This window comes from Streptomyces sp. NPDC002935, from assembly GCF_040611295.1.
Lineage (GTDB): Bacteria > Actinomycetota > Actinomycetes > Streptomycetales > Streptomycetaceae > Streptomyces.
Window position 1 is genome coordinate 110,241 of record NZ_JBEXNW010000013.1, and the last position, 26,303, is coordinate 136,543.

Genomic DNA, 26,303 nt, shown 5'->3' on the forward strand with positions numbered 1-26,303 from the left:
GGATTGAGTTCGCCTCGCGCAGAGTCCAGGACCGTTCAGTCCGCCATTGCTCACCCGTTGATCATGGCTCAACTGTCGCCTGGGGGGCGAAAGGTCACGCGTACATGCCAATGAATCGCACAACTGATATTCAGCGTCACCGCCGTCCTCGCGCTGCGCGAACAAAGCTGGGAGCGCTTGCGCTCGCCACTACCGCACTCGCCGGAGGCGTCCTTACGCAAACGGACCAGGCGGAAGCCGCCACCACTAACGTCGTGGTCGATTCCCTGTCCGTGTCGGCGGCCCCGAACGGACAACTCAAAGCCACTGCCACGGTCCACAGCACCAGAACAGTCAAACTGCAGGCGCTGACTGTCGCCGTGCGATCCGCCAACGGTGGTAACTACGACTATCCCGGAGCCACGGCGGCAACCCTTGGAACCCAGGCCACCAAATACACCTCGGGCTCCCGTGCATTCCCGGCGGGCACCTATACGTACTTCGTCGCATACAAGGTTCACGACAGCTGGCGCAGTCTCGCTCCGGTGAAATCCTTCACCTCCGGAACCAGCACCACACCGACGCCGACGGCGACACCGACGCCGACGTCGCCGGCAACACCGACGCCGACGGCTTCAACGCCCGCGGGCACCCCCACGCAAACCGCATCCCCCACGCCGACACCGACGGCGACCTCCAGCACAACGCCCTCTGCGCCGTCGACCGCCGCCGCGCCTGTCGGCATCGCCGGCACATGGCGCCAGGTGTTCAGCGACGAATTCAACGGCACCGGTCTTGACGGTTCCAAGTGGAACTCGAACTGGTTCGGTTGTTCCGGGTGTGTCACCAAGCCGCCGAACTCCGCTGAAGCGTCCGCCTATTCCCCGTCGCAGGTCTCTGTCAGCGACGGATCCCTCCACCTCAACCTGATCCAGCAGCCGACCACCGTCGGCGGCAAGACGTATCCCAACGTTTCCGGCCTGGTGACCAGCAACGGAAAGGCCCAGTTCACTTACGGCGCTTTCGAGTCCCGCATCTACACACCCTCGTCCGGGACGCAGATGGCCAACTGGCCCTCCTTCTGGTTGGACGGGCAGAACTGGCCGACGGACGGCGAGCTGGACGTCCTCGAAGGCCTGGGCGGCTCCGCCTGCTATCACTTCCATTCCACGGCAGGCGGTCCGGGAGGTTGCGCCTCCGGCACCTACTCCGGCGGCTGGCACACTTTCGGCGCCGAATGGAAGCAGGGATCCGTCACGTACTACTACGACGGCAAGCAGGTCGGTCAGATCACCTCCGGGATCACCTCTGCCCCGATGTATCTGATCCTCAACAACGCCATCAACCCCGATCACAGCGGAACCAACGTGGTCCCCGCCGACATGAAGGTCGACTACGTGCGGGTCTGGCAGCACTGACCCCACCGACGCGCCCGGGCGCCGGCCGCCTCACGCGGTCGGCGCCCCATGGAGATCGGCCCCCCGAAGCGCCGATCTCCATGTGACAGCGCGGTGTTCGAGGCGGGTCGTCATACGTCATGACGGCCCGGCCACGGCGGCCTGCTCCGGCGTTCGCACGAATGTCCGCGCCTCCGCCGCGAACCAGTCGACCGTGTGCCGCAGCCCCTCTTCCAGAGGCACCCGCGGCTGCCAGCCGAGCCCCTCGCGGGCCCGGGTGATGACAGGGCGTCGGCGGACAGGGTCGTCGACAGGCAAAGGAAGACAGCGGAACCCGCTGCTGGATCCGGTGATCCCCGTCACCATCTCCGCCAGTTCCCGCACCGTGCGCTCCTCCGGATTGCCCAGATTGAACGGGCCCGGCTCGGCGGAGTCGAGCATGGCCACCAGGCCACGGACCAGGTCGTCGACGTAGCAGAAACTCCGCGTCTGGGTACCGTCGCCGAAGATCGTCAGCGGCTCCCCCTGGAGCGCCTGCCTGATGAAGCTGGAGATCACGCGGCCGTCATGCGGACGCATGTGAGGACCGTACGTATTGAAGATCCGGACGATCCCGACATCGACCCCCTGGCTGCGCCGGTACGCCATGGAGAGAGCCTCCGCGAAACGCTTGGCCTCGTCATAGACGCTGCGCGGGCCTATGGGATTGACGTGCCCCCAGTAGTCCTCGTCCTGCGGATGCACCGCGGGATCCCCGTAGACCTCGCTGGTGGATGCCAGGACGAAGCGCGCTTCCTGGCTCTCGGCCAGCCGCAGCATGTTCTCCGTTCCCCGGCTGCCGACCGCCAGCGTCTCGAGCGGATGGTGATGGTAGTCGGCAGGGGACGCGGGAGACGCGAGGTGCACGACGGCATCGACCGTCCCGGGGACGCGGAACCGCTCCGTGACGTCGCACGGGACACAGTGGAAACCCGGGTGGCGCAGCAGACGAGCGATGTTGGCCTTTCGGCCCGAGGAGAAGTTGTCCAGGCAGTAGACACTGTCACCCCTGCGGAGCAGTTCGTCGCACAGATGTGACCCCAGAAAGCCGCTGCCACCGGACACCACCACATGCATGAGATCCTCCTGCCGCTCAGCCGAGCCGCGGACGGCCCGGAGCGCTCAGCCGCCAGCCCGCCGAGTGCCAGGCCTGGGCGTCAAGGGTGTTGCGGGCGTCGACCATGGCCGGGCTGCGCACCACAGTGGCGAGGGCGGCGGGGTCGAGCTCCTGGTACTGGGGCCACTCGGTGAGGTGCAGGACGACATCGGCCTGCTCGCATGCCTTGGTCACCTCAAGGGCGTACTGCAGGTCGGGGTACGCGGCGCGGGCGTTGTCGACCGCTTCCGGGTCGTGCACCCGGACCCGGGCTCCGCGTCGGCGCACCGCCTCCGCGACCGCGAGTGCCGGCGAGTCCCGTACGTCGTCGCTGCCCGGCTTGAAGGCGGCCCCCAGAACCGCCACGTCGCGGTCCTCGAAGCTCCCTCCGACGAACTGCTCGGCGAGGTGGACGGTGCGCAGGCGTTGCCGTGTGTTGATCTCGTCGACCTCGCGGAGGAACGCCACCGACTCGCCTCGGCCGATTTCCTCCGCCCGCGCGGCGAAGGCTCGGATGTCCTTGGGCAGGCAGCTGCCGCCGAAGCCGAGGCCCGGGGCCAGGAAACTGGGGCCGATGCGGGGGTCGGTGCCCATCGCCTCGGCGAGCGTGAGCACGTCGGCGCCCATCACGTCACAGATCTCGGCCATGGCGTTGATGAAGGAGATCTTGGTCGCGAGAAAGGAGTTCGAGGCCACCTTGACTAGTTCGGCGGTGACGGTGTCGGTGGTGATGAACGGCGCGCCGGCCGCCACGAGGGGCGCGTAGACCGCGCGCAGCCGCGCCTCGGCCTGCTCCGAGCGAACGCCTGCCACGATGCGTTCCGGCCGCAGGGTGTCCTGGACCGCGGATCCCTCGCGCAGGAACTCCGGGTTCCAGGCGATGTCGGCGCCGGTCCCGCACAGTCGTGCGGCCAGCCGGTCGGCCGTACCGACCGGCACCGTGGACTTTCCGACGACCAGGGCCCCGTCGTGGCCCGCACGGCGCAGACCCGGTGCCAGTCCGTCCATCACGGCCTCGACGTGGCGCAGGTCGGCGGCGCCCGAGTCGGGGCGCTGCGGGGTGCCGACGCAGACGAAGTGCGTGCCGGCGAACAGGGCGGCCTCGTCCAGCGATGTCGTGAAGCGCAGCAGGCCTGCGGCCACCGTCCGCTGGAGCATCCCGGACAGGCCGGGCTCATGGAACGGGGGACGCCCGGCGGCGAGCGCCGTGACGCGCTCCTCGTCGACGTCGACACCGAGGACCTCATGGCCCAGTTCCGCCATACAGGCGGCATGGACTGCTCCGACATACCCGGTGCCGATGACTGTGAGGCGCATGTCACTCTCCGACCAAGTCCGTAAATTTACGACGTATACGTACATAGTCGCCCAATGATGGCCCGAGGTCAACGCGCAGGGTGGAGAGGTCCATGGCCGGCGGCCTCACGGCCCGGCCGGTCGCGGATGGAACACACCGTCGGCCACGACGTCGACGGCGTGCCGGTGGACCCTTCGGTCAACGGCACCCGGCCGGGCGGGAGCGCTCCGGCCGCAGCAGACGCCAGGTCACCATCGCTGTGAACCGGATCGCCTCGGCCGCGGACGGCAGGGGATCGTCCCAGCAGAGCCAGGCCCGCTCGGTGGGCCGCTCACTCAGGAGGCCGGGTGGCAGTCGGTGTTCATGGCGCAGCCACGCCGCAGCGGAGGCGAAGTCCAACTGGCCGGCGACGAAGACCCGCCCCTCGGCCTGAGCGCCGTCCGGCACGGTCCGGCCGGTCAGGTCGAGATGCATGGCGCGGACGACATCGACTCCGTGGACATTCTCGAAGAGGCGGAACTGGGCGCCGGTACGCGGGTTGAAGTCGACGAGCTTGTACTGCCCGTCCCGGCGGTCGTAACGCCAGTCGAGATCAGCCAGTCCGCTGTAACCGATGCGGCGGCACAACCGCTCCGCCAGGCGGGCCAGTTCGGGGTTGCGCAGCGCCACCGCCCGGGCGGTCATACCCGCGTACGGAGGCCAGGAGCGCAGTTTCAAGCCGGTGAACAGGACGCGCGGCACACCGCCCGCACCGCAGTAGATGTGGGTGATCCAGTCCTCCGCCTGCTGTCTCGGGATGTACTCCTGCACGAGGACGGGCGGCGGCGCGGCCTTCGGGAAGCGGTCGAGCAGCTCCCGTTCGCCGGGCACCACCGTGGTGGTGCCGCTGACGGCCGGGGTGCGGAGCCGGCTGAACGGCGCCAGGTTCTTGAGCACCAGCGGGTAGCCGAGCGCGCGGCCCGCGTCGACCAGTTCGTCACGGCTCTCCGGTGCCCGTGAGCGCGGCGAGGGCACGTCGGCCTCGGTGCAGATCCGGTGCAGGCCGGCCTTGCAGGCCAGCAGGCGCGGCAGGTGGGCCGGCACGGGCGGAATCAGGAAACACTCCTTCAGCCGGTCGGCGTACTCCGCGAACAGGATCGCGGCCTCGTCGTCGGTCGGCACCGCCACGCATCGGGCGCCGATCGTCCGGCCGATGGACAGCAGGCCGTCCGCGAGCCGCTCCGGTTCCTCGCAGCCGGTCGTCGGCCACACGATGCTGCTCGTCAGATGGCGTGAGAGGGCGACCGGGGTGAAGCGGTCCTCGACGACGGCGTGGACCGGGACGCCCAGCCGCCCGACGGTGCGCACCACGCCCAGGCTGCCGTGGTGCAGCGGATAGTTGCCGATTCTGGCGAGGAGCACGGGCACCTCGTTGTCCAGCAAGAAGACCACCGGGCCCTCTCCGGGAAGCCTCTCCCGAAAGGTACTAATATGGGCGAAGGTTCTAGGTCTATCCAATAGTCACAGATCGCCCCTGTTCATTGTCCCCGGAAAGCGCGGGTCGCGCCGCGTAAGGCTCGGCAAGGTCTGGTATGAAGACACCCGCCAAGATGTCCTCGCTCTCCGGTTTGCTGCCCCTCTACTTCCCGCGCGTGCTGGGCGGCCTCGACGACCGCCTCCGGGCTCACTGGCTCATGCGCGGCGCCGGTCCCGGGGACATCACCGTGGTCCGGCGGCCCTCCCTGCCCGAGGCGGGCCTGCTGATGTTCGAGCTGCGACGCGGCGCTGGAAGCCTGGTGGTCAAACACCCCAGGAACGAGGCCGGGGCCGCCGTCACGGCGCGGGAGCGGGAAGTCCTGCAGGAGCTCGACGCCGACAGCCGGCTCGCCCCCTGGCGTCCTCTCCTGCCCCGAGTCGTCGGCTCGTCCGAGCCCGCGGGGACCCTTGCCCAGAACATGCTCCCGGGCGTCCCGGCGGAGCGACTGATCCTGGACACCCCCGACGACCCGTACGCCGTCGTGGCTCCCGCCATGCAACTGCTGGCGGATCTGCGGGCCGCCACCGGGCGTCGCCGTAGAGCAGCCGACCGGGCCTCCGCCTGGTGCGAGTCACAACTGACGGCTCTCTCCGCCGGAATGCCCCGTTACCGGTCCGGCCGACGAGCGGCCGAATTCGAGGCCCTGCGCCACCGGCTGGAGGCGGCCCTGGCCGGTGCCGTGCTGACCGAGGGCTGGACCCACGGCGACTACCACCCCGGCAACGTGCTGCTCGACGGCGTCCCCCTCCAGGTCACCGGTGTCTTCGACTGGAGCAGCGGCCGCGCCGACGGGCCGTGCGAGATCGACGCCTACTCCTTCGTACTGGCCCTGCGCAGTACCCTCACCGGCCGCCCGCTGGGTGGCCTGGTCGCCGAGACGTTGCGCGCCGGCCGGGTATCGGACGCCGACCGCGCCCTGCTCGCGCTGGCAGGGCTGGACCCGGACCACGGTGTCTCCGATCCGGTCGCGATTCCCCTGCTGAGCTGGCTGTGGCATGTGGCGAACAACGTCCGCAAGTCTCCGAGGTTCGGCCGCAGTTACGGGTGGCTCACTCACACGGTCGCACCCGTGCTCGGCGAATGCGCCCGCTGGGCCGGTGCGCGGCCGTGACAGCCTCGCCGCCGCGCGAGATCGACGACATCAAAGGGGAGTGACCATGCCCGCGAACACCGGCTTCAGCGCCCGGCACAAAGCGGCCCGGAAGTGGGGCACCCATGACCCCCTGCAGCGGCTGCCCACGGTCGTCATCGGGGCAGGCCCCTACGGGCTCGCCACGGCCGCCTCGCTGAGCGCGGCAGGAACACCACGGCGGGTGTTCGGTGAACCCATGGAGTGCTGGGACACCAACATGCCCGCAGGTATGTATCTGAAGTCTGTCCCCGCCGCCTCCTCCCTCTCCGCGCCGGAGCCCGGGTACCGCCTGGAGGACTTCCGTGCCGCGCGGGGACTCGGACCGGTCGGTGACCGGTACCCCATCCCCGTCGAGGAGATGATCGACTACGGGCGGTGGTTCCAGGAGCGCCGCGTGCCGGAAGTGGAGCGCCAGAAGGTCCGTACCGTCGAGCATGTCGACGGGCTGTTCGCCGTCACCCTGGACTCCGGGGAGGAGTTCCTCGCCGAGAACGTGGTGATGGCCACCGGACAGGTCCCGTTCGCCCACGAGCCTGCCGAACTGGCGGACCACCTCCCCGCGGAACTGGTCTCCCACACCAGTCGGCACCGTGATCTGACCCGGTTCTCGGGGCAGCGGGTCGCCGTCCTCGGCGCCGGACAGTCGGCTCTGGAGAGCGCCGCGCTGCTGCACGAGGCCGGGGCCCTTCCCACCGTGATCGTCCGCGCGGCATCCGTCGCGTTCGGCAGCCCGCCCGACACCGACCGGCCGTCCGGCCGGCCGCGTCGGGTACGGATCGTCAAACCGGGTTCGCCGCTCGGACCGGGCTGGTCGCTGCTGGCGTGCAGCTACGGTGGTGGCGCCTTTCGCCATCTGCCGGAGGGGCTGCGGATGCGGCTGCTGCACAGCGTGCTCGGTCCGTCCGGCGGCTGGTGGTTGCGGCACCGCGTGGACGACCGCATCCCGGTGCTGTGCGGCCGAACGGTCCGCTCCTCGGGGGTCGAGGACGGCGTGGTGCGTCTCGAGGTCACGGACGCCGACCTGCGCACGGAGGTGCTGCGGGCCGACCATCTGCTGCTTGCCACGGGGTACCGGGTGGACGTCGACCGGCTCGGGCTGCTGGCACCCGAACTCCGCCGGGAGGTATGGACGTTCGACGGCGCACCGCGGCTGTCGTCCGGGTTCGAGTCCTCCGTGCCCGGGCTGTTCTTCACCGGACTGGCCGCCGCTCCCACCTTCGGCCCCGTGTTGAGGTTCGTCGCAGGCAACGGATTCGCCGCGCGCCGGGTGGCCGGCGCCGTCGCGGCGGGGCCGCGCAACCGCCCATGACGTCACGGGGCGTGGTGCTCGGTGTGCTCATGCTGCTGCTGGTGGCATGCGGCGCCTGCGATTCCACAACCGGAACCAGGGCGTCCCGGCCCCCGGTGCCCGGCGACCGACGACTGGTCTTCCACGACGACTTCGACGGCTCACGTCTCGACAAGCAGCGCTGGACCACGTGCTACGACTGGAACGACCACGGCTGCACCATCAGCTCCAACAACGAACTGGAGTGGTACCAGCCCGGTCAGGTCGCCGTGAGCGGGGGGAAACTGACCCTCACCGCCCAGCGCCGGGCCACCCGTGGCAGCGACGGAAAGGTCTACCCCTGGGCGTCCGGCATGATTTCCACCGGCCGGGACAACTGGTACGCCCAGCCACGAAGGACCTTCACTTACGGCTACTTCGAGGCGGCGATCCGCATCCCGGCGCAGGGCGGGATGGCACCGGAGTTCTGGATGATGCCCGCGAGCCGCTTCACCCCACCCGAGATCGACGTCATGGAGTTCCTCGGCACCACAGACACGCTGTCGATGTTCGTGCACTGGCGGAACGCCGAGGGCGCCAAGAGGAAGCAAAAGGGGACCTTCACCTCGGCCGGTTTTCCCGACGGCTACCACGTCTTCGCGGTGCTCTGGGAGAAGGACAGACTCGTCTGGTACGTGGACGGGGTCGAGCGGTTCCGGGTGACCGCCCCCGAGCGGATTCCCCACGTGCCCATGGAGGTCATCCTCAACTTGGCCGTCGGCCTCCCTTACGCCCCGCCCCCGGGCACCGTCTCGGCGCGCATGCTCGTGGACTGGGTCCGGGTCTGGCAGCGTTGACGCGCCGTCAGCCGTCAGCCGTCAGCCGTCTGCGGGTCTGTGGCGCCCCGGCCGGCGGTCAGGCGGGTATCGCCCGGTACGGCCGCCCGGTCACCGCTCTCGCCCGGCGGTAGGCCCGCCAGCCCCTGGTCCGCAGTCCCTCGGCGAACGGTGCCACGGGGGCCCCTTCACCACTGGTCCAGAGCGCGAAGCGGTCCCGGCCGGTGTCGGCCCGGACCATGAGCCGGGCGAACCGCAGCGGGTCGTCCCTCTCCGAACTGAAGGCCGAGGCCGCCCGGATGGCGGCGGCCGAGGTCCAGCCGGTCTCCCGCACCAGCGCGCGAACGGTGCGGCTGGAATAACCGTGTGGGTAGGCGAAGGAGTCGACACGGTGCCCGAGCGCGTCCTCGATCCGCCGCTTGCAGCCGGCCACCTCCTCGCGCACCGACGTCCGGGGCAGCGTGTCCAGTTGCGGATGGTTCACGGTGTGTCCACCGATCTCGACCCCGGCCGCGTCCAGCTCCCTGACCTGGGCCCAGCTGAGCGTCGCCACGGACGGGAACGGTCCACCGCGCGACGGCCGTTCAGCAGCGCTCAGGGCGCCCGTGGTCACGTACAGGGTCGAGGGAAGTCCCCGGGCGGCGAGCAGCGGAGCCACCGTGGAGGCGAAGTCCGCGTATCCGTCGTCGAAGGTCAGCACCGCGGACCGCGGTGGCATCGGAGGACCGCCGAGCAGTGCCGCGACCAGCCGCCGCAAGGGGACCACGTGCAGTCCGCTGTCGGCGATCACGTCCAGGTGCTCCGCGAACGTGCGTGGACTCACCGTGAACTGCGCCAGCCACGGCGGTGAGTCGTCCGACACCGAGTGATAGAGGAAGACGGGTATGCCGCTCATGAGCGGGCCATCGTTGTCGGCTCCGGCGCTCCTTGCGGACGCCGGGAGACGTCCTGGGAACCCAACGGCCGGATCGATCCGACGAGGTAACCGGCGACGGTCGCGCCCACACCCCCGGACAGCGCCCCGATCGTGCGCAGCGCGCCGGGGCGCCAGATCCGGGTCACGTGGCGGGCGAGGGCCCGCGAGATGGTCGACCGCAGGTACACGCGCTCGTTGGCCAGCGCCGGTCCGCTGCCGCAGCGCCGTGCCACCAGCGCCTTGGACAGCCCTTCGATGTAGCAGCGGTTGCGGAAGTAGGCCCAGCTGGCACGGGACTCGGGGACCCGGTGTCGTATCTCGGCGGCCGGCTCGTACAGCAGGACGGCGTCCGGGTTGCGGGCGGCGATCCGCAGACACAGGTCCGTCTCGTCGCAGCTCGCCACCGGACGGCTGCCCACGCGTCCAAGGGCGTCGAGAAAGCCGCCGACGGCGATCAGTTCCGTTCTGCGGAAGGACATGTTGGCGCCGATGAAGTTGCGGACGCGGGCGGCTTGTCGGGGCTGGCCCCGGTAGGAGCAGCCCACCACCCAGTCGAATTCCGGCGGGAACCACACCGGTCGTGCGGTCGTCCACCACGCTCGGACCAACCCGCCGACGCCCACCACGCGGGGGTCACCGTAGGGCGCCAGCAGACGGCCAGTCCATCCCGGTTCCGCGGTGGCGTCGTCGTCGAGGAAGGCCACCACGTCCGTATGGGAGACCGCCACTCCGGTGTTGCGGCCCCCGGACAGACCGCGCCGCCTCTGGTTGGGCACCACGCGGACGCCGGACAGCTCCCGCTCGGCCCGTTCCAGGAGGTCCTGGTTGTGGTCGACCACCAGCACGACCTCGTCTGCCGGTGGGTCCTGGCCCAGCACCGATCCGATCGCGGCCCGCAGGTCGTCCCAGCGGTCGAGGGTGTAGGCGCAGATGACGACCGACAGGGTGGTGACGGTGCGTTCGGTGGAGAGTGCGCTGTTCATGATGACCCTTCAGTGACGGGGACGAGCCAGCGGGACCAGGACGCGACCAGGAAGACGGCGATGACGCATTGGGTGACGAGCCAGGCGACGCCCGCGCCCACGACGCCGACCTCCGGCAGCAGCAGACGGGTGAGCCCGAGCACCAGGACGCACATCGCCGCCTGCAGCGCCACCGCCCAGCGCAGGCGTCGCCGCGCCCGGGCCACGTCGATGGCCACGCTCAGCAGCAGGTTCGGCAGTGCGGACAGGGCCAGCAGCCGTAGCAGCGTGGTTCCTTCGGCCGCGTACGCGGCACCGAAGAGCGACAGGATCTGCGGGGCCGCGGCGATCAGGACGACCGTGACGCCGCCCAGCAGCAGACCCGAGTGGCGCAGGACGCGCCGGGAGTGCTCCACGAGTCGTTCCGGTCCGCGCATCGACTCCGCGAGCAGGGAGGTTCCCATGTTGCGGGCGAGCAGGTAGGGCACGTAGGCGACGCCCCAGGCCACTGCGAAGTAGGCGCTCTGCTCAGCACCGAGGATGTTCAGCACGATCAGCGGGACCAGGGTGTAGGCGGCTACCCGGAACAGGGAGCCGAGCCAGTCGGCCGCGGCGTAGCCGACCATGCGGGGCGGTGGTGGCGTGGTCTTCGTGTCCCGCTCGTGTCGGGGGATACCGCTGCGCATCAGGACGAAGTTGGCCACGATCAGCGAGACCACGAGAGCTCCCGCCCACGACAGCAGGATCCCGGAGAAAAGGCCCAGGGCGGCGCCGAGAGCGAGCAGCACTATCTTCGCGAAGGCGAATATCAGGTTTTCGCCCACGACCCAGCCCGGCCGCCGGACCGCGGTGAGCGCGCCGTCCTGCAGAACGAAGACGGCGTAACCGGCGGTCGCCACCACGAAGCAGCTCGCGGTGACCGGTGTCAGCAGGAAGCCGAGCCGCGGTGCGACCTCCGGCACCAGCGCGAGGAAGGCCACGGCCACCACCACGCTGAAGGACGTGCTCGCCGCATAGCAGGTGAGGACCATTCGGCGGGTGCGGCGGCCGGCGGACGGCACGAACCGCACCAGGAAGTCGTTCAGGTTGAGCTGCCCGATACCCGTGAGCAAGAGGGATGCGGCGAGTGCCGAGGAGCTCAGGCCCACGGTCCGCTCGTCGTACCAGTGCGTCGCGAAGATCCAGAAGAAGAAGCCGAGGCCGGCGTTGACGAGGGAACTGACCGCAAGGACGTGTCCCGTGCGGAGTACGGGCTCGCCCGGGAGCGCGGCGGCGATACCGGCACGCAGCATGCCCAGGGGGCGTCGTCGGATACCGGCGCTCCTCGCAGCCGAGTCGGTCACCGAGCTGGTGTCCAAGCTGCTCACCTCACCCTTAGGTTCCGGCGCCGGCGCCGGTGAGACGTCCGCGGAGATAGCCGCAGGGGCCGTAGACCATCCCCCGCACTTCCAGGAGCGCCAGGCGCCGGGACCAGTCGGCCTCGGGATCGGCGCCGCGGTCGCGCGATCTGGTCATGGCGTAGTGGATGCCGCGAGGCAGCCGCCACAGCAGGGCGGGCAGCCGACGGGGGTTGTTCAGCAGGGCGCCGGTGAGATAGGCACCGAGGCCGGCGCCATAGCCGAACGCCTGCGCGGCCACGGCGTCCCGCGTGCGGTGATGGCAGTGCCAGACGATGGCACGCGGCTGGTAGGCGAGTGTGTGACCGGCCGTCAGGATCTCGAAGAAGGCGAGCAGATCGTCACCGCCCCGGCCGGGGGTCCCGGCACCGGTCGCGGTGTCGAAGCCGCCCAGGGCGCGGAGCGCATCGGTACGGAAAGCCATGTTGGCGCCGGAGCCGAAGCGTCCGGCGGTGAACGGGAAGAGCGGGTCCGCCGGCGGATCGGACAGTGACCAGGTGCGCGGCACGTACCCTTTCGCGAAACCGCCCTGCCGTTCGAGGGCGCTCTGGGCCGGGGTCTGTAGTTCGGCGGGCACGATCAGTCCTGTGACACAGCCGATCCGCGTGTCGCGTGCGAAGGTCTCGGCCAGCGCCGTCAGCCATCCGGGGTCGACGAGCGTGTCGTCGTCCGTGAAGGCGACGACGGATCCGCGTGCGCGGGCGAGCCCCACGTTGTGGGCGCGGGCCAGCCCGGCGACGGATTCGCGGACGTAGCGGACCCGTCCGGTGAAGTCTTTGCGGACCAGGGCTTCGGTCGCACCGTCGGCCGGGGCGTTGTCGACCACGATGATCTCGAACTCGGGGTACTTCGCGCGCAGCAGCGATCGCAGGCAGCGTCGCAGCTTCTCCGGCCGGTCACGCGTGGCCACGACCACGCTGATGACGGGGGCCTGGTGGAGTGCGTGGCGCCGGACGTCCCGGATCGGCCACTCGTCCGTGCCACTGTCCGACGGTCCGGTCCGGGCCGCTGCGCGGTGCCGGGCGAGCTGCCCCGCCAGTTCCACGTGGGCGGTACCGGCCAGCGCCTGCCACAGGCCGTCGGGTCCGGAGGCGTCCGCGGCGCTGACCATGCCCAGGGGACGACCGTGCAGTCGTACGAGTGCCCGGGCCTGTCCCTGTGGCTGGACCGGCCCCCGGTCACCGGGCAGCCGGAACTCGCCCGGACGGGCCAGGTCGATGTCGACCACCGGCACCGGGGGCCGGACGCGAGGGGAGCGGACCGAGGCGGCGTTCACGCTGCGCTTCCCTCGGGTCGGGCGGTGGAGGACCGGGCGGTGGAGGACCGGGCGCCCGGCCGCTCCGAGAACAGGGTGCGCAGCACCCGGCGCCCGTCGGATATGGCGTGGAGGTTCGAGCAGCCGCTGCGCCGGGGCAGTTCCAGGCTGGGGACCTCGGCGATGCGCAGACCGGAGCGCAGGGCGTGCACGATCATCTCGGCCTCGATCTCGAAACCGGCGGCGTGCAGGTCGAGCTGGTCGAGGAAGCTGCGCCGGAAGGCACAGAAGCCGTAACACAGATCGGTCAGGCTGGCGTGGTACAGCCGGTTGGCAGCGATCAGGAGCACATGGTTGCCCATCTTGCGGATGGGGGTGATGTCGAGCGAGCCACCGCCCGCGACGAACCTCGAGCCCTTGACGAAGTCGTAGCCGTGCTCGAGGAAGTGCACGAAGTGGGGGATCTCCGCCGGTGACATGCTGCCGTCGGCGTCCATCATGACCACGAAGTCACCCTTCGCCTCGAGGAAGCCGGTGCGCAGCGCGTTGCCCTTGCCGGGGCCGCTCTGCCGCACGTTGCGCACGGTCGGCAGACAGTGCTGCGCCATGGGCACCGTGGCGTCGGTGGAGTCGCCGTCGACGAGGATGACCTCGTCCACGCATGCCGGGATCTGCTCGAAGACCCACGCGATGTTGCGCGCCTCGTTGAGGGCCGGGATGACCAGGCTGACCGTGGCGTGTGCCCCGGCTTCTCGCTCGTCACTGATGATCGGGTCGTTGTACATGATCATGTATCTCCGATTGCGCCCCTACGGCATATGTTTACAACGTATATCTACACTTTCACCCGATTTGTGAGTGGCGTCAAGGGGGCGACTCGAAAACGCCCCCACCGGGCAGACGGGGGCGGAGCTGGTGTTTCGGGCGTGCGGGACTGCCGTGACGCCTCACGTGGACCGGTGCGGCACCTCGGCGAGGCCGCCGCCGCGGGGCCTCACTCCGAGGCCGGCGGCTCGGGCCGACCCGCGGCGGCCGTCCGTGGGCCCGCGTCCGGGACGGCTCGCGGCGCCCGGCGCCGATATCCGCCGGGCCTGGGCAGCAGGGCCAGGGCGGATGTCGCGGCGGCGAGTGCGAGCAGCGCACGGGTGACGGTGAACGTGCCGCTCAGGAACAGCAGCTCCGCGACGAGCACCGCCATCGACACACTGACCGCCACGGCCAGGACGCCCGTCTCCAGAACCACCGTGCGGTCCGTGGCGCGCACCGCGCCCGACCGGGCCCACCGGGAGGCCGCCAGGCCGGGACAGACGAGCAGGAACGCCGTCGTCACCACGACGCGCAGGACCAGGGCGTCCGGCAGGAAGGTGACCACCGCCAAAGCCGCCCAGCCGGACAGCGCGAGTCCCCAGCGCAGGGGGGTCATGACCCCGCTCCTCGATTCGTGCCCTGATACCGGTAGACCACCGCGTCCTTGCTGCGGTAGACGGGGATGTAGTCCCGGGTCTTCGACAGGGCCGAGTCCATGCGTTGCATGGTGTCGGCGGGCAGGATTCCCCTCTGGTAGATGTCGGCGGCCTGAGCCCGGCTCAGGATGATGTAGGCGGGCTGTTGCGGGGTGGCCCGCTGGACGAACCCCGCCAAGCCCTTCACGGGATCTTTCACCAGGCGCCGCCGGTCGCCGATGGCCTGCTCGTCCAACTGCACCTGGGCGTTCTCGTCGTAGCGCAGGTACAGGCCGGGCACGGCCGACGTGAGGGAGACGATCGTGGACCCTGGAGGAGAGGTGGCCGCGACGAAGCGCCCGGCCGTCACCTCGTCCTTCGCGAAGTAGTTCGCCGCTTCCTTGCCGTAGTAGCCGAACATGAGTCCCGCGAGCAGGGCGAGCAGCAATGGATAGACGGCCAGCACCTGAAGGTGCGGCCTACTGCCCCGCTTGAGGAGGAGGGCCGCGATCAGGAGCGAGGCCGCGGGCAGCGCGAAGAGATAGGCGCGAAAGATCATCTCTCCGCCGTAGGCATTCGCCGTCAGGACCGGCAGCGGAGCCACGAGGAGCAGGGGCAGGCCGGTGCGGCGGACCCAGGGGCGGGCCAGGAAAGCGATGGCCGCCAGAAGGAGGACCGCGGCGGACAGGCACCGGTCGACCCAGGCCACCACGACATGACCCGGGGCCGCGGTGCCGAGGGCGGCCAGGCCGGAGACGACGTTGGTGTCGGGTTTCAGCAGCGAGCCCAGGAAGTCGTTCAGATTTCCCGAGATGTAGGGGCGGGCGACGGTGGCGTCCCAGGCCACGGTCAGCAGCACCGTACCGGCCAGGACGGGCAGCACCACCCGTCGGTTGCGCCGCGGAAGCGACAGCACCACCAGTGCACTGATCAGCATGAGCGGTGTCAGCGGGTGTGAGGAGATGATGACGGCTGCGATCACCATGACCAGCACGAACCGGCCGACGGGCCATCGGTCTGTGCGGATGTCGCCCGAACGGTACAGCACCGAGGTGGGCAACTGCCCCATGACCAGGGCGATCACCGTTACGAAGAGCAGGAACGCGAAGGCCTGAGGGGCGAAGTAGTCCTGACCCACCCAGGAGCACGAGTAGTAGACCCACGCCGCCCCCCAGATCAGCCGGCGGTCACGCGTCACCGTCCGGTAGAGCAGCAGCAGGGGGGCGAGCAGCACGGCGTTGAAGACGGGCGGGGTCCAGGTCGCGTAGCCGAGCGCCGAGTCCAGGCCGGTGGCCTGCACGAAGAACGCGTTGAGGTCGAAGAATCCGGGCCACTGGTTGTAAAGGGCGAGCTTGTCCGCGTGGGGTACCTCACCGCGGTGGCGGATCACCGCGTCGACGACCGCGACATGCTTCCACGCCCAGCTGTAGCGCAGTGTCGGGTAGAGCAGTGTGGGGGTCGCGTGGATGACCGCGATCAGCCCGAGGACGTAGCCCGCGAACCATCCACCGGCGGTCCGTCGGTCGGTCAGCGCCAGGCAGAAGCCGAAGGTGAGCAGGCCGAGGGCGACCCAGAAAAGCACCGGCAGCACCTGCAGCAGGCCGTAGTCGCGCATCTCGATGAGGTGCACATTACGCAGGGACAGCAGCCAGAGGGTGAGGGCCGAGGGAAGGATGAAGCGTGCCGTCCACTGGCGTGCCGTGGTCCGGTTGGAGCTACGTCGCTCCCCGGCGGCGGAACCGGGCCGCCGCGCCATGGCGCTGGTGAAGGACGCCATGCGCCCGCTTGTCAACGTCTGGAGCTTGCCCATGAAGAGGTCTCCCGGGGAACCGGTGCTCCGACGACGGTCCTCATGACGGGGGAGGGTGGTGGCTCCTCAAGAGGACCCACCACCCTCCCAGCACGGCCGACAGGGGCGTTGACTCGACGCATGGGGCACCTTCCGGATCCAGCCTGTCGGTCTCCCACCCCGGCGAACGGCCGTCGGCAACACCGGCTGACGGCACTCCCGCTCGTCGGTCCACATCAGCGCTCGATGTCGACCGATATGAGGTATCAATACCGATTGTGACGGTATTTCCGATCGCTGCAAGTGGCAGCTTGCAGCGATCACGCACAGCGCGCGCCGAAACGGTGCCCGGAGGGAGAGCGGTGAAGCCACGAGTGAGGGCCGCACGACCGGGGCCGGGACGTCTGCTGACGCGGGCGCTCGTCGCCTGGGCGGCCGTGATGGCGACGCTTCTGGCGACAGCGGGCTGTGACCGTTCATCGGCTCAGGCCCGGATTCCCCGTCCGGATCACATCGTCGTGGTGATCGAGGAGAACCAGTCGTACGACGCCGTCATCGGAAGCGCGCAAGCCCCGTACCTCAACCAACTGGCCCGACAGGGCGCCTCACTCACCCAGTTCTACGCTCTCACCCATCCGAGTCAGCCCAATTACCTGGCGCTCTTCTCGGGCTCCTTCCTGGGGATCAGCGACGATTCCTGCCCGCACACGCTCACGTCGCGGAATCTCGGCTCTCAACTCCGCCAGGCCGATCTGACCTTCGTTGGCTATGCGCAGAGCATGCCCCGGGGCGGCTTCACCGGCTGTGCTGACGGTGCCTACGTGCGCCGGCACAACCCCTGGGTGAACTTCAACAACCTCCCCGCCTCCGTCAACCGCCCCTGGACCGACTTCCCTCGCGACTTCACGGATCTGCCGACGGTCGCGTTCGTCGTCCCGGACCTCGAGCACGACATGCACGACGGCAGCGTGCGGCAGGCGGACACCTGGCTGCGGAACAGTCTCGGCGATTACGCCGACTGGGCAATGACCCACAACAGCCTGTTGGTCGTCACCTGGGACGAGGACGATTTGGAAGGGCCCAATCGTGTCCCCACCATCCTGGTGGGTGAGCATGTCCAGCCCGGCGACCATGCCCAACCGAACAATCAGTACGGACTGCTGCGCATGCTCCTGGACGCATACGACCTCAAGCCCCTCCACCACAGCGCCGATGTGGAACCCGTCGACGTGTGGGGCGACGACTGAAACGAGCGAACCTCAGGGGTCCTGAAAGCGGATCAGTCGCTTGACGGCCGTCCGCAGCCGCCGCTCGGCCGCCGAGACGGGAAGACGTTCCCGGAGGTAGCGCGGGGAGGAGAAGCTCTCCGCTCCGAACCCCGCCTTGAACGTGGCCAGGGAGGAGTCCGGAGCGGACTCCCCCATGTCGAACGTCCGGCAGGCCGCCGCGCACGCGTCCTCGATCGCCAGCCGGTACAGCAGGGGAACGGCGTGGACCGGATGGGCCAGTTCCCGGTCCATGGCACTGCGCCACAGCTTGGCGTGCTGACCGTGGCGCAGGACGACACATGCCCCAGCGGGCTCTCCGGCGCGCCAGGCCATCCAGATCGCGCACCCCTCACCGAACCGGGCAGCCACCTCTTCCAGCCGCCGCACGGGGAACTCTCGCGTCCTGCGCCAGCGGGCCAACGCCAGCGGCTCATGCTGCTGTTCGGCCCAGCGCACGATCGACTTCTGGTACAGCTGGTAGAAGGCGGGAACGAGCCGGCCGGTACGATCCACCTCGACCTCGACGTCCGAGCGCTCGGCATGGCGGACCTCCCGCCGCACATGACGGCTGAAGCGGCGCTCCCAGACGGTGCCGAAGCCGCCGTCGAGATCCACCATCTGTGTCATGTGGGGCTCGGGACGGAAGCCGGGTGCGGCGTTCGCCCACACGGCCTGGTCCGCCGGCCGCAACCGCACACTGACCCGAAGCGCGCGCAGCCGCGCGAGATCGGCGAAGACCACGCGTGCTTCCGCCGGACTCACGCCTTCCGGGCACACCGGCCCTCCGATGCCCCAGTCGGCCGGCCAGGACTCCTCCGCGCCCAGGATCTGCGGGCGATGCCTTCTGCCGACGAGGGGGAGTACGAGCCGATGGCCTCGCTCGAACTCATAGAGGCGGCTCGCGTCCCGGTACGGCCCGGTGGCGCACAGGCAGTCCAGCCAAAGCGGAGTCTGGGAGGGGTTGGTGTCCGGGTCCTTGCCCGCCAACTCCCACCAGACGTCACGTGGAGCCGGTGTGGTGATGTGCGCGAGACCGGCCGGAGTCTTGATCAGGAGTTCAGCAGGTGCGTTCACGGGCCTCTCCTGCCGGGTGTACGGGGTGACGCTCGCGGACCGAGGACCTACGTGCCCACGTCCGATGCTAGGGGGGACGCCCAAGCCGGGCATCTCGGTGGGATCGGGCGTCACTCGTCCTTGAAACCGATGAGACGCTTCGCCGCACTCCGCAAGAGCTGATCGATCGATGTCAGGGGGAGCAATTCCCTGCGATAGCCGAACGATGTGTGGCCGCGAGCGCCGAGTCGTTCCTTGAAAACGCTGACAGTGGAACCGGGGACCGAGTCGCCCATGTGGTAGAAGCGGCAACCAGCCACACAGGCATCCTCGATGGCGAGCTTGTGCAGCAGTGTGGCGGCACGACTCGGGCCGGCCAGTTCTTTGACCATGCCACTCCGCCAGTACTTCGCGTGAGGCCCGTGGCGGAGCACCATGATGGCCGCCGCGGGCTGACCTTGGTACGAGGCCAACCACACGGCGCAGGACTCGGCGAAAGTCTCGGCGACGGTCTGGAATTTGCACAGCGGGTCGATCCGATTCCTGCGCCAGCGAGCGAGCGCCAGCGGCTCGTTCTGCTGTTGCGCCCAGCGAGCGATCGAGTGTTGGTAGAGCGCGTAGAAGGCCGGTACCAGGCGACCGGTGCGGTCGACCTCCACGTCGACCCCTATCTTCTCGCCCTTGCGTACGGCGGTTCGTACCGCTCCTTTGAACCTCCGCCCCCAGACGTCACCGAAGCCGCCGCTTAGGTCCAGGATGTGCGTCGTGTGACGCAAGGTGGTGAAGTCGGACGGCACTGCTGACAGCCACGCGGGGTCGACGTCCGGCCCGAAGCGCACGGACACGCGATTCGCAGGAAGGCGGGCCAGATCCCCGAAGACGGCGCGCGCCTGCTTCGGGTCGGGCGCCTCGGTGGCGACAGGAGCTCCGATGCCCCACTCGGAAGGCCAGGCGTCCTGGGCGATCAGATGGGCAGGCCAGCCGCGTCGGCGGGCCAGCGGCACGACGATTCCGCCGGAATTATCGAATTCGTAAAGGCGACTGGCATCCTCATAGGGATCGGTCGCGCAAATGCAGTCCAACCAGCCCGGAGTTTGAGTAATCAGCGCCTCGTCGCTCTCGTCGACCAAGCGCTGCCACTTATCCCGAGGCGCCGGACTGATTACATCGATATGATCCCAGGTCGACGAGGTTCGCAGGCCCGAAAAACGCATGACGCTACTTCCTTACGCGTCGCGAACGGTAGGCGGTGTGAACCTTCACTCATTCAAGGGTGCTCCATCACTCATGAGGCCGCATCTTGGTCACGGTCACCGTCCGTGCAGCGCCTGGCGGAGTCGGCAGGTACTGGTGCACTCCCACGAGTCCGGCCGAGAGCCGTCCGCCGCGGTCGCGGAGGGACGACCGGCAACCTTCGATTTCTCCCCTTTTTTCTCTCTTCGATGTCAAATTGCGGAACACCAGACCGAACGGTAGTATTGCTTTAACGTGGCAATACGAGCGACCTGAATATCGCCAGTCGATAGAGGTACCCGTGGACCAATTGGGCGGAACTCAGACCTCCACGCGCATGGTGCGCCTTCATCAGCGATTCCCGTCGCATCAGGTGATGCGCGGCGCGCGTCGCAAGGTCGACGACGCGATCGATCTGGTTCGCCTCAAGCTCGATGCGCTACCCGACGGCATCTACCAGCCGGTCCCGGGCATACGCGTGCGGAAGGCGAAGCGATCCGTCGGTACCGGGTCGCGATGGGCGGCGATGGAGCCGGTTGTCGAGCGGCTCGGAGTCGAGAGCGCGATGGATGTAGGCGCCAATGTCGGCTACTTCCCGATCAAGCTCGCCTTGCGCGGGATACCCTCCGTCGCATTGGAGTCGGATCCGAAATGCGTTCGGACAGCGACGACAGCCGTGCGACGGAACCAGCTGGACAACGTGGCGGTGATGGACCTCGAACTTCGCCCCGACACACTCGGCCTTCTGCCGGCGACCGACTGCACCCTCCTGCTGTCCGTCTGGCATCACCTGGTGCGGGAGCTGGGTCTTGACACCGCCACTGACCTGCTTCGAGGGCTCTGGACCCGGACCGGCAAGGTGATGTTCTTCGACAGCGGCGAGGACGAGATGCCCGAGTCGTTCGGACTGCCGCGCATGGTGCCGACGCCTGACGCCTGGCTCACCGAGTACCTGCAGACGACCTGCACCGGCGGGCGAATCGAACACCTCGGCCGGCACCGCGCCTTCGACGCAGACGGTCTCCCCACGGACCGGGCGCTCTTCGCCGTGATCCGGGAAGCGCCGCCTGCGTAGGAGGAGGCGTTGACCACGTTGTTCAGGTAGGCCCGACGATCCGGCGCCCGAGATTGGGCAGCAACCGGCGGACCACGGTGGAGCCGCCGATTCCTACCCTGCGCTGCCTCCTTCATTCTGTTGGTCGACCGGCCCGATGAGTGCCTCGCTGATCTCGCGCAGCTGCTCCACCTGGGCAGGGGTGAGACGATCGAGGAAGCGAGAGCGCACACAGGCAAGGTGGAGCGGAGCTGCCGCTTGCAAGGCAACTTTTCCTGCGCTGGTCAGCCGAGCGAGGACGATACGACGGTCGACAGGGTCCGGCGCGCGCTCTACCCAGCCGTGCTCCCGGGTGCGGTCCACCAGATGGGAGAGTCTGCTTGTCGATATCCCCATCCGCCGAGCCAACTTGGTCAGGCTCAGTTGCCCCTCAGGAGCTTCCGACAGCCGGGAAAGCAACTCGTAGTGGATCTGCCACATGCCCGTCTCGCGTCGGAATTCCTGCCCGACCTGCTCGGTGAGCCAGCGTGCCGCACTGCTGAAGGAGCGCACAGACCGCTGCACGTCAAGGCTCGCCGATTCGATACTCTCCACAGAGACTCCTTGAATTCGGCGATGCCGCACCGCTGTTCGTCGCCAGCCCGCAGAAGCCGCAGCCCTCATCTGCTACCGCCGCTTACCTGAATGACAACGTCCGGGCACGGGCCGCGTGGTGGAGGACGATCCCCGTGAGTGGACAACAAGCTGCCTCACCAAATGACACGACGCCCTCCTGCTCATTCCTGAAGGCCGGGCCGTGCGAGGAGGGCGCGGGTCATCAGTCCGCTGGTAATGCCGAGGCCGACGGCTGCGGCTGTCCACCACGGGGCCCAGGGAAGCAGCCCGATGGCCTGGTCGACTGACCAGCGGCCGGGTCCGGTGAGCGTCAGTACGGCCGGCAGGATCAGCAGCATGAGCGGGTACTCGTAGCCGTTGTCCTGCGCCCAGAGCCCGTTGCGCCACTTGACCGTGACCGCGACTGTCATTACTCCCGCTGCGATGGTGGCCGCCATGGGAGTGAGTGCTCCTGCGCTGAGCAGCAGGCCCGCGGCGATCTGCCCGAGTCCCGCGGCGGCCGCAGTGAACCGGCCGCCGCGGAACCCGTCTGCTCGGAACTCCGCCGCTCCACCCTCGATCCCGTGGCCGCCGAGGCGGTGGCTGACCTTCTGGATCCCATGACCGACGAACAGCAGACCGACGGCCAGCCTCAAGATGAGTATTCCGGTGTTCATGACACTTTCCTGATGCGTGGGTAGGTGGTGCGGTAGCGGTGAGGTTCCGTGCGTTACAGCACGAAGCAGGTGTCGAAGATCTCCGTCCGAGCCTCCGGGATGAAGCCGCGCTGGGTGCGCCACTGCCGGTGCTGCTCGGACTCGGCGACGGCCTGGCCGAGCAGTTCGGCCTGTCGCGCGCCCGAGATGCTGGGCTTGACGGTGGCCTGGTAGCCGCCGTAGTGGGCGACCGGGCTCCATGCCGGGCTGATCGCCGGAATCTCCTCGTCCAGGCCCTCGTACTCGGCGGTGGCGTAGACGATGCGGCCGCCGGTGACGGTGAGGAGGGACTCGATGTGCGGGATGTCCTGCTCGGGGACGGCGAAGAAGTCGTCGGAGAGGACGGCGAGGTCGCCGTAGAACCCGGGCTTGAGGATGCCCTTGACGTCCTGCTCTCCGGTGAGCTTGGCGCCGGCCTGCGTGTACATGGTCAGTGCGGTCTCGCGGCTGACGCGGTTCTCCGGCGGGTAGAGCGTCAGATCGCCGACGGTCCGGCCGGAGACCAGCCAGTGCAGCGCGACCCAGGGGTTGTAGGAGGACACCCGGGTGGCGTCCGTGCCTGCGCCGACGGTCAGCCCGCGCTCCAGCATGGCGCGTACCGGCGGTGCGTCTGCGGCGGCTCCGGCGCCGTAGCGGCGTACGAACGCCTCGCCCTGGAAGGACATCCGGTTCTGGATCGACATGGCGCCGCCGAGCTTGGCGATGCGGTCCAGGCTGTCGCTCGAGACGGTCTCAGCGTGGTCGAACAGCCAGCGGTTCCCGGCGGGGAACAGGCCCTCGGCGGCGAGCTTCTCGAAGACCGCGAGATTGCGGCGGATCGTCTCGTCGTAGGTGGCGTGCAGGCGGAAGCCCCAGCCGTTCTCCATCAGCAGCCGAACGGCTTTCTCGAAGCTTCCCTCGTAGTCCGCGGCCAGTTCGGGCCGGGGCTCGGTGAAGTTCTCGAAGTCGGCCGCCGACCAGGTCAGGTTCTCTCCGGCGCCGTTGAGCCGGAGCCATTCGTCGCCGTCTCCGGGCCGGATCATGCCGATCCATCGCTGCAGGTCGTCGATCTCCTGTCCCGGGGTCTGCGGGAAGAGGTGGTAGGCGATGCGGAGCGACAACTGGCCGGCCTTGGCAAGGTCGATGACGGTGCCGTAGTTGTCGGGGAAGTTCTGGAAACCGCCGGCCGCGTCGATGGCCGAGGTGAGGCCGAACCGGTTCAGCTCGCGGAAGAAGTGCCGGGTGGAGGTCTTCAGGTCCTCGCCCTGCAGGGTCGGTGCCGCGGCGAGGGTGGAGTACAGGATGAGCGCGCTGGGTGCGGCCAGGAGCATGCCGGTCGGCTCCCCGTCGCGGCCACGCACGAGCTGACCGCCCTTGGGGTCAGGGGTGCTCTTGGTGTAGCCGGCCGCCTTCAGCGCCGCGCGGTTCATCAGGGCGGACTGGTAGAGGTGCAGCACGAACACCGGTGTGTCCGGCGCGGCCGCGTTCAGCTCGGCCAGAGTCGGCAGGCGTTTCTCGGCGAACTGGTCCGCCGACCATCCGCCGACCACCCTGACCCACTGTCCCTTGGGGGTGCGGGCGGCCTGCTCGCGCAGCATCGCCAGTGCCTGACGCAGTGTGGGCACACCGTCCCAGCGCAGTTCCAGGACGTAGTTCAAGCCGCCCCGGATCACGTGCACGTGGGAGTCGTTGAGGCCGGGGATGACCCGCCGGCCCAGCGCGTCGACCACTCGGGTCCGGGCACTGATCAGGGGGGCGACGTCCTTGTCGTCACCGACCACGGTGACCTTGCCGTCCTTGATGGCGACCGCGCCGGCCTGCGGGTGCACCGGGTCGCCGGTGTAGATCTTGGCATTGCGGACCACGATGTCGGCGACATGGTCGTCGTGGACGGGGGGAAGGCCAGCCACAGGCATAGTGGCCATGGAAATCATCTCCAGTGAGCAGGGAGTTCTGAGAAGCTGTGTGAGGGGTCAAGCGGCTGATGAGAGGCGCCGTGAAGGGGGAGGGACCGCGGGCCGCGTCAGCTGGAGGACGAGCTGCGGGGCACGGCCAGGGCGGCAGCAGCGGCACCGAGCGTGCTGGCCAGCAGCGGCCAGCCAAGCCCCGTGTGCCGCACGAGCAGGGCTCCCCCGAATGCGCCGGTCAGCATCGCCAGCACGGAGACCAGACGGCGGCCGGCACGCGGATTCGTACCGCCTGCCAGAGTCGAGTCGGACGCCAGTCCGGTCAGAGTGAGCGTCAGCACCGTCGTGGTCACATCCGGCACGGCGAGTTTGCGGACCGTCCCGTTGCGCAGGCCCATGGCCAGTGCGGTCAGGGCGATGAGCGCATGGACCGCATGGCTCGCGGCGAAGGCGACGGCTGTCGCCGTGGCAAGCAAGACCATTTCAAGCACGAGGGTCAAGCGCAGCCAGCGCGACGAAGTGCGGTGGCGCATCACGGATTCCAGGTGGCCGGCGGCCACCGCTCCGACCAGGAAGGCGGCCAGCGACACCAGCGAGCCGAGCACCGAGAAGCCGGGTACGCCGGCGGCAGCGAAGCCGATGATGACCACATTGCCGGTCATGTTCGCGGTGAAGACATGTCCCAGGCCCAGGTAGCTGATCGCGTCGATGAGGCCGCTCACGGCCGTCCCGGTCATGAGGGCCGGCAGCAGCGGTTCGCGGCCCTCCGGCGCACGCTGGGCCGGCGGATGGTTGATAGTCACTGTCGTTTCCTTGGGTCACGGCCCGTGTTCGGTCTGGGTTGCTGTTACTGGAGACCTCGTCCGCCGTGCCGGCTGGACGCTCGCCGCAGGCATGGGCCGGCTCCTGGGCCGTGTCCAGGAGCGGCCGGGGATCTCGGCCGGCGTCCCCGGCCACCCGGCCGACGGCCGCACGGACGACGCGCCGCCCCAGCACCCACGGACGCCGGCCGGCGGCACGGCTGCCGTGCCCGGTCCTGCGCGCGGCGGCACCTCCCGGGGCCGCCCAACAGGCCGTCGCTCGCGTGCAGTTCGGTGCCTGCCTGCGATGGGTGGCGTCTGCCCGGCGGCCCGGGATGACCGTCCGCGCCGCCGAAACCGCCGAACGTCGTGCACATCGAGGTCCTGGGCCCCGGGCCGGCGCCGGCCCGGGGCGGGGCGTCCTCGGGCCGGCGTCCCAGACGGCGGTCAGCCCGCGGCGTGGGCGCCGATGACGGACTGGGCGTAGACGACGCCGAGACCGTAGGCGCCGCCGTGCTCCTTGACGATCTCCATGACAGCGCCGTAGGTCTCGCCGCGGGCCCAGTCGCGCTGCAGCTCGAGCAGCACCTGGATCCAGGTGACCGGCACCGCACCGGCGTTGATCATGCGCTGGAGGGCGTGCTCGTGAGCCTGCGGGGTGACACCGCCGGAGGCGTCGGCCACCACGTACACCTCGTAGCCCTGTCCGAGCGCGGACAGCGCCGGGAGAACCAGGCACACCTCGGTCCACAGGCCCGACAGGATGATCTTCCTGCGGCCGGTGGCCCTGATGGCCTCGACGAGCGCGCTGTCCTCCCACGCGTTCATGGTGGTGCGGTCGATGATCTCCTGGCCGGGGAAGACCTCGGCGAGCTGCGGCAGCAGCGGGCCGGAGAACGATTCGGCGGCAACCGTGGTCAGCACGGCGGGGACATTGAAGGCCTTGGCGGCCTTGGCCAGGCCCACGGTGGCGTTGATGATCGCGCCGCGGTCGCCACTTCCGGTCCCGAAGAACATCTGCGGCTGATGGTCGACGAACAGCATCACCGCGTTGTCGGGAGTCAGCAGGTCCGGGCTGGGAGCGGCCTGGACATTGGCGATGTCGAACATGACGGGTTCCTTTTCTTCTGTTACAGGAATGGGCGCAGACCTGGTGTGTCTCGCCGCGGGTCGGCCGAAGAGACGGCTGGCTCGTGCCAGCAGCCCTTGCGGCCGGTTCTTGGATGCCGGCATCGCGGCCTCCTTGGGGTGTCACGCCGGGGCGGTGATCCGTCCCCCGAGGGGGACGCTCACAGCAGTCAACTTCTCCGTAAGAAGTTGAATAATTAACTAGTACACGAGAAAGAGAACACCGTGCGGGAGGGCGTTGTCGATGTTCC

Annotated in this window: 23 protein-coding genes; 6 read left to right on the plus strand and 17 right to left on the minus strand. The window is 69.1% G+C overall.

Features of this window, described 5'->3' with window-relative positions; all coding sequences use genetic code 11:
- Nucleotides 1-254: 254 nt before the first annotated feature.
- A complete protein-coding gene (locus ABZX90_RS19705) occupies nt 255-1,397 on the plus strand; it encodes a glycoside hydrolase family 16 protein (protein WP_355206419.1) in 1,143 nt (380 codons plus the stop codon).
- 117 nt (nt 1,398-1,514) lie between these two features.
- On the opposite strand, the gene ABZX90_RS19710 is transcribed toward ABZX90_RS19705, so the two are convergent.
- The 3 genes from ABZX90_RS19710 to ABZX90_RS19720 all read right to left on the minus strand — a co-directional run bounded on the left by ABZX90_RS19710 (nt 1,515) and on the right by ABZX90_RS19720 (nt 5,239).
- A complete protein-coding gene (locus ABZX90_RS19710) occupies nt 1,515-2,492 on the minus strand; it encodes a UDP-glucuronic acid decarboxylase family protein (RefSeq protein WP_355206422.1) in 978 nt (325 codons plus the stop codon).
- Nucleotides 2,493-2,508: 16 nt separating this feature from the next.
- Nucleotides 2,509-3,828, minus strand: coding sequence for a UDP-glucose/GDP-mannose dehydrogenase family protein (locus ABZX90_RS19715; RefSeq protein WP_355206425.1), 1,320 nt, complete (start codon nt 3,826-3,828; stop codon nt 2,509-2,511).
- 178 nt (nt 3,829-4,006) lie between these two features.
- Complete coding sequence (locus ABZX90_RS19720) at nt 4,007-5,239, minus strand: ATP-grasp domain-containing protein (RefSeq protein ID WP_355206428.1); 1,233 nt, start codon at nt 5,237-5,239, stop codon at nt 4,007-4,009.
- A 140-nt stretch (nt 5,240-5,379) separates the two neighbouring features.
- On the opposite strand from ABZX90_RS19720, the gene ABZX90_RS19725 reads away from it, so the two are divergent.
- From ABZX90_RS19725 to ABZX90_RS19735, 3 genes are read left to right on the plus strand one after another with little or no spacing between them, the layout of a single operon-like run.
- Nucleotides 5,380-6,435: an aminoglycoside phosphotransferase family protein gene (locus ABZX90_RS19725; protein ID WP_351127095.1), complete on the plus strand. Its 1,056-nt coding sequence runs from the start codon at nt 5,380-5,382 to the stop codon at nt 6,433-6,435.
- A gap of 46 nt (nt 6,436-6,481) precedes the next feature.
- Nucleotides 6,482-7,765, plus strand: a complete 1,284-nt coding sequence (locus ABZX90_RS19730) for an NAD(P)-binding domain-containing protein (RefSeq protein ID WP_355206431.1) — start codon at nt 6,482-6,484, stop codon at nt 7,763-7,765.
- Entirely contained in the window at nt 7,762-8,580 is an 819-nt protein-coding gene (locus ABZX90_RS19735; protein ID WP_351127099.1) for a glycoside hydrolase family 16 protein, read from the plus strand. The genes ABZX90_RS19730 and ABZX90_RS19735 overlap by 4 nt, the downstream gene beginning before the upstream one ends.
- A 58-nt stretch (nt 8,581-8,638) precedes the next feature.
- Here ABZX90_RS19735 and ABZX90_RS19740 read toward each other — a convergent pair whose 3' ends face one another.
- The 7 genes from ABZX90_RS19740 to ABZX90_RS19770 all read right to left on the minus strand — a co-directional run bounded on the left by ABZX90_RS19740 (nt 8,639) and on the right by ABZX90_RS19770 (nt 16,341).
- Nucleotides 8,639-9,454 carry a polysaccharide deacetylase family protein gene (locus ABZX90_RS19740; RefSeq protein WP_351127101.1) on the minus strand — a complete coding sequence of 272 codons (816 nt, stop codon included), beginning with the start codon at nt 9,452-9,454 and terminating at the stop codon, nt 8,639-8,641.
- Nucleotides 9,451-10,458, minus strand: coding sequence for a glycosyltransferase family 2 protein (locus tag ABZX90_RS19745; RefSeq protein WP_355206435.1), 1,008 nt, complete (start codon nt 10,456-10,458; stop codon nt 9,451-9,453). The genes ABZX90_RS19740 and ABZX90_RS19745 overlap by 4 nt, the downstream gene beginning before the upstream one ends.
- On the minus strand, nt 10,455-11,804 hold the full coding sequence (locus tag ABZX90_RS19750) for a hypothetical protein (RefSeq protein ID WP_351127104.1): 1,350 nt from the start codon (nt 11,802-11,804) through the stop codon (nt 10,455-10,457). Before ABZX90_RS19750 ends, ABZX90_RS19745 begins: the two co-directional genes overlap by 4 nt.
- A 7-nt stretch (nt 11,805-11,811) precedes the next feature.
- On the minus strand, nt 11,812-13,110 hold the full coding sequence (locus ABZX90_RS19755) for a glycosyltransferase (protein WP_355206438.1): 1,299 nt from the start codon (nt 13,108-13,110) through the stop codon (nt 11,812-11,814).
- Nucleotides 13,107-13,880: a glycosyltransferase family 2 protein gene (locus ABZX90_RS19760; RefSeq protein ID WP_351127108.1), complete on the minus strand. Its 774-nt coding sequence runs from the start codon at nt 13,878-13,880 to the stop codon at nt 13,107-13,109. The genes ABZX90_RS19755 and ABZX90_RS19760 overlap by 4 nt, the downstream gene beginning before the upstream one ends.
- A gap of 203 nt (nt 13,881-14,083) precedes the next feature.
- Nucleotides 14,084-14,512, minus strand: coding sequence for a hypothetical protein (locus ABZX90_RS19765; RefSeq protein ID WP_351127110.1), 429 nt, complete (start codon nt 14,510-14,512; stop codon nt 14,084-14,086).
- Nucleotides 14,509-16,341 carry a glycosyltransferase gene (locus ABZX90_RS19770; protein WP_355206442.1) on the minus strand — a complete coding sequence of 611 codons (1,833 nt, stop codon included), beginning with the start codon at nt 16,339-16,341 and terminating at the stop codon, nt 14,509-14,511. Before ABZX90_RS19770 ends, ABZX90_RS19765 begins: the two co-directional genes overlap by 4 nt.
- Nucleotides 16,342-16,682: 341 nt before the next feature.
- Between ABZX90_RS19770 and ABZX90_RS19775 the strand changes: the two genes are divergently transcribed.
- Nucleotides 16,683-17,567 carry an alkaline phosphatase family protein gene (locus ABZX90_RS19775; protein WP_355206445.1) on the plus strand — a complete coding sequence of 295 codons (885 nt, stop codon included), beginning with the start codon at nt 16,683-16,685 and terminating at the stop codon, nt 17,565-17,567.
- A gap of 12 nt (nt 17,568-17,579) precedes the next feature.
- Here the strand turns inward: ABZX90_RS19775 and ABZX90_RS19780 are convergent, their stop codons facing one another.
- Both ABZX90_RS19780 and ABZX90_RS19785 read right to left on the minus strand, forming a co-directional pair.
- Nucleotides 17,580-18,662 (minus strand): GNAT family N-acetyltransferase, encoded by a 1,083-nt coding sequence (locus ABZX90_RS19780; RefSeq protein WP_355206448.1) that lies wholly within the window; start codon nt 18,660-18,662, stop codon nt 17,580-17,582.
- 110 nt (nt 18,663-18,772) lie between these two features.
- Nucleotides 18,773-19,855: a GNAT family N-acetyltransferase gene (locus ABZX90_RS19785; RefSeq protein ID WP_355206451.1), complete on the minus strand. Its 1,083-nt coding sequence runs from the start codon at nt 19,853-19,855 to the stop codon at nt 18,773-18,775.
- Nucleotides 19,856-20,175: 320 nt separating this feature from the next.
- Between ABZX90_RS19785 and ABZX90_RS19790 the strand changes: the two genes are divergently transcribed.
- On the plus strand, nt 20,176-20,949 hold the full coding sequence (locus ABZX90_RS19790) for a hypothetical protein (protein ID WP_355206454.1): 774 nt from the start codon (nt 20,176-20,178) through the stop codon (nt 20,947-20,949).
- Between the two features lie 93 nt (nt 20,950-21,042).
- Here ABZX90_RS19790 and ABZX90_RS19795 read toward each other — a convergent pair whose 3' ends face one another.
- From ABZX90_RS19795 to ABZX90_RS19815, 5 genes are all read right to left on the minus strand, one after another.
- Nucleotides 21,043-21,522, minus strand: coding sequence for a MarR family transcriptional regulator (locus ABZX90_RS19795; protein WP_355206457.1), 480 nt, complete (start codon nt 21,520-21,522; stop codon nt 21,043-21,045).
- Between the two features lie 182 nt (nt 21,523-21,704).
- Nucleotides 21,705-22,199: a DoxX family protein gene (locus ABZX90_RS19800; protein WP_351127122.1), complete on the minus strand. Its 495-nt coding sequence runs from the start codon at nt 22,197-22,199 to the stop codon at nt 21,705-21,707.
- Nucleotides 22,200-22,252: 53 nt separating this feature from the next.
- The gene (locus ABZX90_RS19805) at nt 22,253-24,142 is read right to left on the minus strand and encodes an amidohydrolase (RefSeq protein WP_355206460.1); all 1,890 of its coding nucleotides are present in this window, start codon (nt 24,140-24,142) and stop codon (nt 22,253-22,255) included.
- A 98-nt stretch (nt 24,143-24,240) separates the two neighbouring features.
- A complete protein-coding gene (locus tag ABZX90_RS19810; protein ID WP_355206605.1) occupies nt 24,241-24,861 on the minus strand; it encodes a YoaK family protein in 621 nt (206 codons plus the stop codon).
- A gap of 510 nt (nt 24,862-25,371) precedes the next feature.
- A complete protein-coding gene (locus ABZX90_RS19815) occupies nt 25,372-26,034 on the minus strand; it encodes a hydrolase (RefSeq protein WP_355206463.1) in 663 nt (220 codons plus the stop codon).
- Between the last annotated feature and the right edge of the window lie 269 nt (nt 26,035-26,303).